Consider the following 8,767-nt stretch of genomic DNA (forward strand, 5'->3'; position numbering starts at 1 on the left):
CGCCAAAAATGAGCAAGCAGATTTAACGCTATCCATTAGTTAGCGCTCTTGGCGAGAAACAGGACTTATGCACCTAATCATCGACATACACTGTCACACCGCCGGGATCGGTTCCGGCAACTCCGGCTGTTTCATTTCCCCGGAGTTGCGCAAAAGCTGGAAGTACCGGGTCTACCTGAGCTCCTTTGGGGTACAGGAGTATGAACTACTGCACCATGGTGACAAGCTGGTACTGGAGCGTTTGTCAGCATCTCTAACCGCCTCCGGCAAGGTGGATATGGCCGTGGTACTAGCCATGGATGGGGCTTTGGACAGCCAGGGTGAGCTGGACCAAAGCTGTACCGAGATGTACATTCCCAATGATTTTCTGGCAGAGGCGGTGAAACAGCACCCCAACCTGCGTTTTGGGGCCAGTATCAACCCCTACCGCCGGGATGCGTTGGAGCTGCTGGACAAGGCGGTTGAGGCAGGCGCGGTGCTGATGAAATGGCTCCCTTCGATCCAGCATATTGATCTGGCTGATAAACGGCTGGTGCCGTTCTACCAACGGATGCAACAGCATGGCCTGCCGCTTCTGACCCACACCGGCGATGAGGCCTCGTTCACCTATGCCCGTAATGAGCTGGGGGATCCGCAGCGACTGCGGCTGGCACTGGAGCATGGGGTAACGGTAATTGCCGCCCATGCCGCTGCCAACGGCGCAAACGAAGGTGAACATAACTTTGCGCGTTTCCTGCGGCTATGCGACCAGCACCCCAACCTGCATGCTGATATATCTGCCCTGACCCAGATCAACCGGCCCGGTCAGTTGCGCCGCCTGATTCAACAACACCACCTGCATGGCAGGCTGCACTACGGTACAGATATGCCGCTGACCAATACCCTGCTGGTCTCACCTCTGGGGCACCTGACCCGACTGGCTCCCTGGACCGTGGCCCGGTTGATGGCTATTAAAAACCCTTGGGACCGGGACCTGGAGCTGAAACGTGCCCTAGGTGTACCGGAAGAGGTGTTCAGCAATCCGGCGCGTTTGTTAAAAATTTAGCCGTAAAAGAACGCAAGGAACGCAAAGATTTACAAGCATTAACCCACCCCAACCCTCCCTTGTCAGGGAGGGAGTAAATCCAGGAAGGCCTGAAGACTTCCCCCCTGACAAGGGGGGGGTGAAGGTGTTTTTTGCGAGAAGTTTGAAAGGAACCACCCCATGCCATCGGTCTATGACCTGAAACCTAAATTCCAGAACCTGCTCCGCCCGCTGGTTAACCTGCTGGCAAAGATCGGCGTGACCGCCAACATAGTTACTCTGGCGGCCATGCTGGGCTCCATCGCCTACGGTGTCTGGATCTACCAGCCCTTTGCTGACCACGGCCCCAACCCGTACCCATTTCTGTTTCTGGGACTGTTCCTGTTTATCCGCATGGCCTTGAACGCCATTGACGGCATGCTGGCCCGCGAGCACCACCAGCAATCCCTGTTCGGGGCCTACCTGAACGAGGTTGGCGATGTGGTTTCCGACGCTGCCCTGTACCTGCCGTTTCTGGATCTGATGGCCCATGGTCTGGGTTGGGTGTTGATGATCGGCCTTTGCTGCCTGACCGAGTTTGTGGGACTGCAGGGCAAGACCATTGGCGCTTCCCGCCGTTATGACGGCCCCTTTGGCAAGAGTGACCGGGCGGTCTTTTTCGGAGCACTGGGACTGTTCACCGCCTGGGCGGTATTTGAAAACAGGCAGGCCTTGCACGGCATTGTTATGAACTGGGCGATGCTGATCGCCAGCCTGCTGGCACTGATTACCATCATCAACCGGGTTCGCCGGGGGATTCAGGAGGCACGGGCATGAATCTGCACCAATGGGTTTTCGGCTCAAGCTATGCCACCCTACCCCACGGTTTTCTGATGCTGGGGCTGATGGTGGGCGGCGCGGTCATCGGCATGCTGGCCGGTCTGGTGCTAAAAAACAACGAGGTGCTGATCCGTTCTCGCACCTGGCTGTTGATCATCGCCCTGTTCAGCCTGGGCACCTGGCGGCCCGGCTTTGCCCCCTGGCTGTTCGGGTTCATCAGCTTTCTAGCATTGCGTGAGTTCATCACCTTGCTGGAGACCCGTCCGGCAGACCGCGGCGCCCTGTTCTGGCTTTTCCCAGCCATTGTGATCCAGTACATCTGGGTGGGGATGCAGTGGTACGGCATGTTCATCATCTTTATTCCGGTCTGGCTGTTCCTGTTTATTCCGCTGCGTCTGGTGCTGGCCGGTGAAACCGAAGGCTTTATCCGCTCTGCCGGGGTGCTGAACTGGGTGGCGATGATGACGATCTTCTCCCTCAGCCATGTGGCCTATCTGATGCAACTGCCGGTGACCGGCGTGGGACACGGCCTGGGCTATGTGCTCTGCCTGGTGATCATGACCGCACTGAATGATGTGTTTCAGTTTATCTGGGGCAAACTGCTGGGCGGCCCCAAGATCATCCCCAAGGTCAGCCCCGGCAAGACCTGGTCCGGTTTTCTGGGTGGCATGGGAACCAGTGCGTTGTTGGCCGCCTTCCTGCTGCCGCTACTTACCCCCTACAGTCATCTGGCCGGAGCCGGTGTCGGTGCGTTGCTGGCCTGCTGCGGGTTTATCGGCGATGTTGTGGAATCTGCGGTCAAGCGGGATATCGGGGTCAAGGATTCCGGTAGCAGCCTGCCGGGACATGGCGGCATACTTGACCGGGTGGACAGCCTGACCTACACTGCGCCGGTGTTTTTTCATCTGACCTGGTATCTGTTTTATTAAGGTCAACTTCAACTCAAGGCGAAATGCACCACCCCTAACCCCTCCTGGACCAGGAGGGGGATTTGCTCTTGTGCTCCCCTCCTTAGACAAGGAGGGGTCGAGGGTGGTTAAAAAAGCATCCATGGAAATGACTAGCATGACATCCAAACACCTCATAATCTACGTTCTCAGCGCTATCAGCCTTCTCTTCAACAGCAACGCCCATGCCTACTGCTTTGAAGAAGCCGGACAACTGTACGGCATCAACCCGCTGGTGCTGCGTTCCATTGCCGGGGTAGAGTCGAGCAACAAACCGGATGCGGTTGGAAAGAACACCAACGGCAGCTATGATGTCGGCCTGATGCAGATCAACACCATCTGGAAAAGCACACTGGGACTGGAACGTTGGAAGCATCTGGGGGATGCCTGCTACAACACCAAAACCGGCGCCTGGATTCTGGCGGCCTGTATCAGCAAGTACGGCTACAACTGGCGGGCGGTTGGCTGCTACAACAGCCAGACCCCAGAAAAAAGCGAGATCTACGCTAAAAAGATCTTTGAAAAACTGGAGCGCCTGAAGAGCGGCAAGGAACCACAACCGATGGACAAGGATATGGAAGCGGTCTTAACCGCCCATGTAGAGGAGGTGGTGGCTGCAAAACAGGAGGGACGCAAGGTACCTAAAAAGAAGGTGCTAAAGTTTGTCCCCTATACCCGGCTGCCCAAAGCAAAGCTGCATCACCCACCTCCAGCGCCTGCTGGTGAGCCATCTGCACCGGTTCCGGTACCATGGTGATGCAACGCCTGATCAGGATTATCTTTCTGGCCTGCCTGGTCCGCCCGCTGGTGTCACTGCTGCTTGGGCGCTGCATCAAGGGGCATGAGCATCTGCCGGTCAGCGGTCCGGCCATTATTGCGGCCAACCATAACAGCCATCTGGATATTCTCTACCTGATCGCCCTGATGCCGTTCAAGGCCATTCCCCTGTTGCGGCCCGTGGCAGCAGCCGACTACTTCTGCAGCACACCAATCACCTCCTGGCTTTCCCGCACACTGCTGGGAATCATCCCCCTGGATCGGAAACGGGGCAGTTTCCATGCCGACCCGCTGGCCGGTCCTGCAGCGGCGCTAGAACAGGGAGAGATCGTGATCATCTTTCCAGAAGGAAGCAGGGGCAAACCGGAGGAGTTGGGGCAGATCAAGCCGGGGGTGGCGCACTTGGCCAAACGATTCCCCCAGGTGCCGGTGATACCGGTCTTTATGCGAAACCTGGGTAGAAGCCTGCCTCGGGGCAGTTTTGTATTGGTGCCGTTCTGCGGTAAGACCGCGGTTGGTGCGGCGCGCTGTTTCAGCGGCGATACCAAGCTATTTACTGCAGAGCTGGCAACAACCATGCAGCAGTTGGAAGATCAGGTGGACGGCGCTTCTTCCTGAAGCGCAGCCACCACATGTTTTTTCACGGTTCTACGGTCCAAACCAGTCCGGCGGGCCACCTCTTCATAGCTCCCCAACCGTTTGTACAACAACCCGCAGTAACCAGCCTACAGGCCACCGGCATCCAGGCTGCCGGATGTAACCCCGGCCAGGAGAGAATCCTGCAGATCACCACCGCCCACCACCACCGTATCGCCTTCATAGCGACGGGTCAGCAGCATCCGGCGCACCGCCTGCTCCAGCTCCCGCACATTGCCGGGCCAGGGATACTGCGGCCCCAACGAGCGGCGCAAGCCTTCACTGATCTCCACGGACATGGCACTGCATTCATGGCCCAGCATCCGCTGCAGAATGCTCTTAACCAGAGCAGCCAGCTCTAACGGCTGTTCCTGCAAGCGCTGCCTGAGCGGTGGCACAATAATCTGATCCGAACAGAGCCGATAGTAAAAATCATCCCTGAACTGGCCGTTTTTACGCAGCTCATCCAGCGGACGGTTGGTGGCGGCGATGACCCGCCCATTAAACCTCAGCCGGTCATGGCTGCCCACCGGCGCAAAGGTCCGCTCCTGCAGCACCTGCAGCAGCTTGATTTGCACCGGCACCGCAACATCGCCAATCTCATCCAGAAAGATAGAACCATGGGCCGAACAACGGCTGAAGACCCCTTCATGGTTATCAATGGCACCGGTAAAGGCCCCTTTACGGTGACCGAACAGTTCTGATTCAAGCAGTGATTCCGGGTATTGGGACAGGTTACGGCTGATAAAGGTGCGGGTAAAGCTGTCGCTAAAGCAGCCATTCTTCTCATCAAACGGGATAAAACCGGAACGGCCGATGGCGGCAGCGGCAGCCCCCTTGCCGGTACCGGTTTCGCCCAGCAGCAGGGTGGAAAAATCCTCCATCCGGTTCCAGAGCCGCTGGTCATACAGGTTGATGTCGCAGGTAAAGATGTTGTTCCAGAGCTGACGCCGCAGGGTGTGCATGCAGGGAGACAGCCCGGTCAGGCTGGTATCGATGAAGTAAAAGGCCCGCCGGATCTGGTAGAAAATTTCCAGATAACGTCGGCAATCCGGACCGGAGTAGCCCAGACGCTCCAGCTCAAGCAGCACCTCGGCCCCGAATGGCACCTTGATCGGTCGATCACCGGCCTGCTGCTGATCCAGTATGAACCGGTCAAACGGTTCACGGTAGGTATGGTAGATGGCAAACTGAAAGGCGGTCTGCAGCAGACTGCGGTCATCACCACGATACTGCAACGGGTCATGCCGGTTACTGCTGCGCAGGGCATCAAGCCGCGCTCCCACCCGCTGTACCACCCGTTCAAATAGCTCATCGCGACCACAAGTCCGGTCACAGCCGGAAATTTTCAAATCCAGCTCTGCGCGTTCAGGGCTAAAGGGGTTGGCAAAGGCGGCCAGGGCCACATCGTGCAGGAAATCTCGATCAACAGGGGATAAAGTTAATATCTTTGTCATACACAAAATGTACACAATGGATACAATAAATGTCAAAGACTTTTACAGCCATGGCGTAACACATCAGCTAGCGCACCGGAATAACTACACAAACACCCTTGGCACACTCTCTGTAATAGTTTTAGCAAAGCAGAAACGAACGCAGCAGGGAGGAAGCCATGAAAACCATCAACAAACGGATCTTTACCATTATCCCGATCATCGCCTTTACACTGACGATCATCATCTCAAACGGGATTTTCCACACCATTGAGCATCGCCATGCCGCAACCGCAGATCGCTCTCAGACTGCTGAAGAACAGATGAACGGCAGTTACAGCACTATGATTAACACCTTTAACGCCAGCACCACGAGGTAGACCATGACACTCTTGTTCATAGGTATCGGCATCATTGCAGGCGGCATGCTGTTTCAGTTCCCCGGCGCAGTTTCAGGCGGGATCATCGGCTGGTTCTACTCCAGCCTGCAGCTGCTGCACAGCCGCCAGAACAAGCAGCAGCAGGAGCTGGAGTGGCTGAGATCACGGCTGTCCACACATCTGCGGGGTGAGCCTGAGCAAACAGAACCTGAGCCGGATCAGGCACCCATGCCGGAACCTTCAGCCATGGCCACCCCTGCCCCGCTGGCCCAGCCAATGCCGGCCCAACAAGCTTGGCAACAGGAACAGGCAGCACCCAAAACCACCGCGGCCGCAACCGCTAAAAGCGAGCCTGTCTATACCTTTAACTATACCCCTATGCCGGAAACGCCAGCCGAGCCATCGGCGTTTAAAAACGCACTGCACACTGTTTTTAACGGTGAGAATCTGTTGGTAAAACTGGGGGTGCTGATCCTGTTTTGCGGCATCGCCTTTCTGGTTAAGTATGCGGCTCTGCGTGGTATGTTTCCCCTTGAGCTGCGCCTGATTAGCGCTGCTGCCGGAGGCGCGGCACTGCTGGCAATCGGCTGGCAGCTACGCACAAAGCGGGCCGAATACGCTCTGGCCCTGCAGGGTGGTGGCATCGGCATTCTCTACCTTGTCAGCTATGCGGCCTTCAGGCTGTATGCGTTGATCCCGGCGGTTCCTTCCTTTGCGCTGCTGGTGGTTATCTCCGGCCTGTGTGCCACACTGGCACTGCTACAAGAGTCACGCACCATGGCCCTGTTCGGCATTATCGGCGGCTTTGCGGCCCCCTTTCTGGCTTCGGTGGGGATCGGTGATCCGGCTCTGCTGTTTGGCTATTACACGGTGCTTAACGCCGTTGTGATCGGCATCGCCTGGTTCCGTTCATGGCGTTCCATCAACCTGACCGGTTTCATTGCCACCTTCCTGCTCAGCACACTCTGGGGGGTAAATTACTACAAACCTGCGTATTTCAGTTCTGTTGAACCGTTCCTGATCCTGTTCTTTCTGGTCTACCTGGGGGTTGCCCTGCTGTTTGCACTGAGGCAACCGCCTGAACTCCGCCGCATGCCTGATGCAACCATCGTATTTGGCACACCACTGGCTGCCTTTGCCCTGCAATCAGCACTGGTCAGTGACTATCGCTACGGCATGGCCTGGAGTGCCCTGGTTGCCGGGCTCTGCTACCTGGCCTGTTGTCGTCTACTCTGGAACCGTGACCTGCAACTACGTCCGTTGGCGGAATCATTTCTGGCCCTGGCAGGCATACTGCTCACCCTGACCATACCGCTGGCCTTTGATGGCCGCTGGACCTCCGCTGCCTGGGCTCTGGAAGGAGCAACCATGGTCTGGCTGGGATTCAGGACAGAACGCCAACTGGTGCGGGGCAGTGGCTACCTGCTGCAGCTTTTGTCCGGCCTTGCCTTTGCCTCTGGCGTGGCCCACACCACCGGAAGCATGCCGATGCTGAACAGCTTCTATCTTGGCTGCCTGCTCATCAGCCTGTCCGGCCTGTACAGTGCCTTTTTGCTGCATAGTCACAAGCAACAGCATCAGGAATGGGAACAACCGCTTGAGTATCTACTGATCGCCTGGGGGATCTGCTGGTGGTCTGGCGGTGCCTTGCGTGAGTTGGAACATGCGTTGGACAAAGAATTCCTGTATGGAGCGATCCTGCTGTGTGCCGCTCTCTCAGCCCTGCTGATCCGCTTAGTTGCACGCAAACTGCAGTGGCAGAACTTCAGCTGGACCAGCCTGATCCTGCTGCCGTTGCTGCCTGCTGCCGCAGTGGTCTGGTTTCCTGCCCATCCCCTGGCCCATGGCGGCTGGTTTGCCTGGCCGATCGCCTTTAGCGCAAGCTGGTGGCTGCTGTATTCCCATGACCGATTGCTGCCTGCCACACTTAAACCATATCCCCATGCCCTGCTGGTCTGGCTGCTGGCACTGCTGGGCACCCTTGAGCTGGGCTGGCAGGTATCGTTTGCCATGCTGCAGCAGGGCAGCTGGCAGGAAATCAGCCAGGTGGTGATGCCGATCAGCCTGCTTGGGCTGCTGCTGATCGGGAACCGAACCAGGGTTTGGCCGTTCCGGCAGGAACGGATTACCTACCAGGGGATCATCGCCCTGCCCCTTGCGGTCTGGTCCCTGGGCTGGGTGGTGGTCAGCTCCCTGACCTGCGTTGGCGACAGCAGCCCCCTACCCTGGCTGCCGCTGCTGAATCAGTTTGATCTGACCATCCTGGCTGCCATTGCCGTGCCGCTGATCTGGCTCCGCAGCCTGTATACAGAACAGGCATTCCAGGAACTGCTGCATGAGCTGCAGCCTACGATCGCTGCCGTTTTCAGCGCTGTCTGCTTTATCTGGCTGAACGGCATGCTGGCCCGCAGCCTGCACTATTGGGGTGAGGTACCGTTCACGGCCCACGGCATGCTGCACTCGCCCCTGGCCCAGGCATCATTCTCCATCTTCTGGAGTCTGTTGGCGCTGCTTGCCACCCTGTATGCGGTCCGGCACGGTCATCGTTTGATCTGGATCTGCGGAGCAACGCTACTGGGGGTTGTGGTTGCCAAGCTGTTTATGGTAGATCTTGCAGGTCACGGTACCGTGGCCAGAATCGTATCATTTGTTGCCGTAGGATTACTGCTGCTGGTGATCGGCTGGTTTGCACCGGTGCCACCGAAACAAGAATAGCCCCGGATCATCACCACAAGGGCTGTCTCTTAT

Annotated in this window: 8 protein-coding genes; 7 read left to right on the forward strand and 1 reads right to left on the reverse strand. The window is 57.4% G+C overall.

What is annotated here, in order from left to right; genetic code table 11:
• Positions 1-67: 67 nt before the first annotated feature.
• The 5 genes from OEL57_RS10665 (at position 68) to OEL57_RS10685 (ending at position 4,185) form a co-directional block, all read left to right on the forward strand.
• Positions 68-1,045, forward strand: a complete 978-nt coding sequence (locus OEL57_RS10665; RefSeq protein ID WP_300740513.1) for an amidohydrolase family protein — start codon at positions 68-70, stop codon at positions 1,043-1,045.
• A gap of 159 nt (positions 1,046-1,204) precedes the next feature.
• Positions 1,205-1,840, forward strand: coding sequence for a CDP-alcohol phosphatidyltransferase family protein (locus OEL57_RS10670; RefSeq protein WP_300740515.1), 636 nt, complete (start codon positions 1,205-1,207; stop codon positions 1,838-1,840).
• The gene (locus tag OEL57_RS10675) at positions 1,837-2,772 is read left to right on the forward strand and encodes a phosphatidate cytidylyltransferase (protein WP_300740517.1); all 936 of its coding nucleotides are present in this window, start codon (positions 1,837-1,839) and stop codon (positions 2,770-2,772) included. The genes OEL57_RS10670 and OEL57_RS10675 overlap by 4 nt, the downstream gene beginning before the upstream one ends.
• A gap of 136 nt (positions 2,773-2,908) precedes the next feature.
• Positions 2,909-3,547: a lytic transglycosylase domain-containing protein gene (locus OEL57_RS10680; RefSeq protein ID WP_300740519.1), complete on the forward strand. Its 639-nt coding sequence runs from the start codon at positions 2,909-2,911 to the stop codon at positions 3,545-3,547.
• Complete coding sequence (locus tag OEL57_RS10685; RefSeq protein WP_300740521.1) at positions 3,541-4,185, forward strand: lysophospholipid acyltransferase family protein; 645 nt, start codon at positions 3,541-3,543, stop codon at positions 4,183-4,185. Before OEL57_RS10680 ends, OEL57_RS10685 begins: the two co-directional genes overlap by 7 nt.
• Before the next feature lie 107 nt (positions 4,186-4,292).
• Here the strand turns inward: OEL57_RS10685 and OEL57_RS10690 are convergent, their stop codons facing one another.
• Positions 4,293-5,660 (reverse strand): sigma-54-dependent transcriptional regulator, encoded by a 1,368-nt coding sequence (locus OEL57_RS10690; protein ID WP_307726512.1) that lies wholly within the window; start codon positions 5,658-5,660, stop codon positions 4,293-4,295.
• A 158-nt stretch (positions 5,661-5,818) separates the two neighbouring features.
• Between OEL57_RS10690 and OEL57_RS10695 the strand changes: the two genes are divergently transcribed.
• Positions 5,819-6,019 carry a hypothetical protein gene (locus OEL57_RS10695; protein ID WP_300740523.1) on the forward strand — a complete coding sequence of 67 codons (201 nt, stop codon included), beginning with the start codon at positions 5,819-5,821 and terminating at the stop codon, positions 6,017-6,019.
• A gap of 3 nt (positions 6,020-6,022) precedes the next feature.
• Positions 6,023-8,734, forward strand: a complete 2,712-nt coding sequence (locus OEL57_RS10700) for a DUF2339 domain-containing protein (RefSeq protein ID WP_300740525.1) — start codon at positions 6,023-6,025, stop codon at positions 8,732-8,734.
• The last annotated feature ends 33 nt before the right edge of the window (positions 8,735-8,767 follow it).

Origin of the sequence: Trichlorobacter sp., assembly GCF_030247655.1 — a bacterium.
Lineage (GTDB): Bacteria > Desulfobacterota > Desulfuromonadia > Geobacterales > Pseudopelobacteraceae > Trichlorobacter.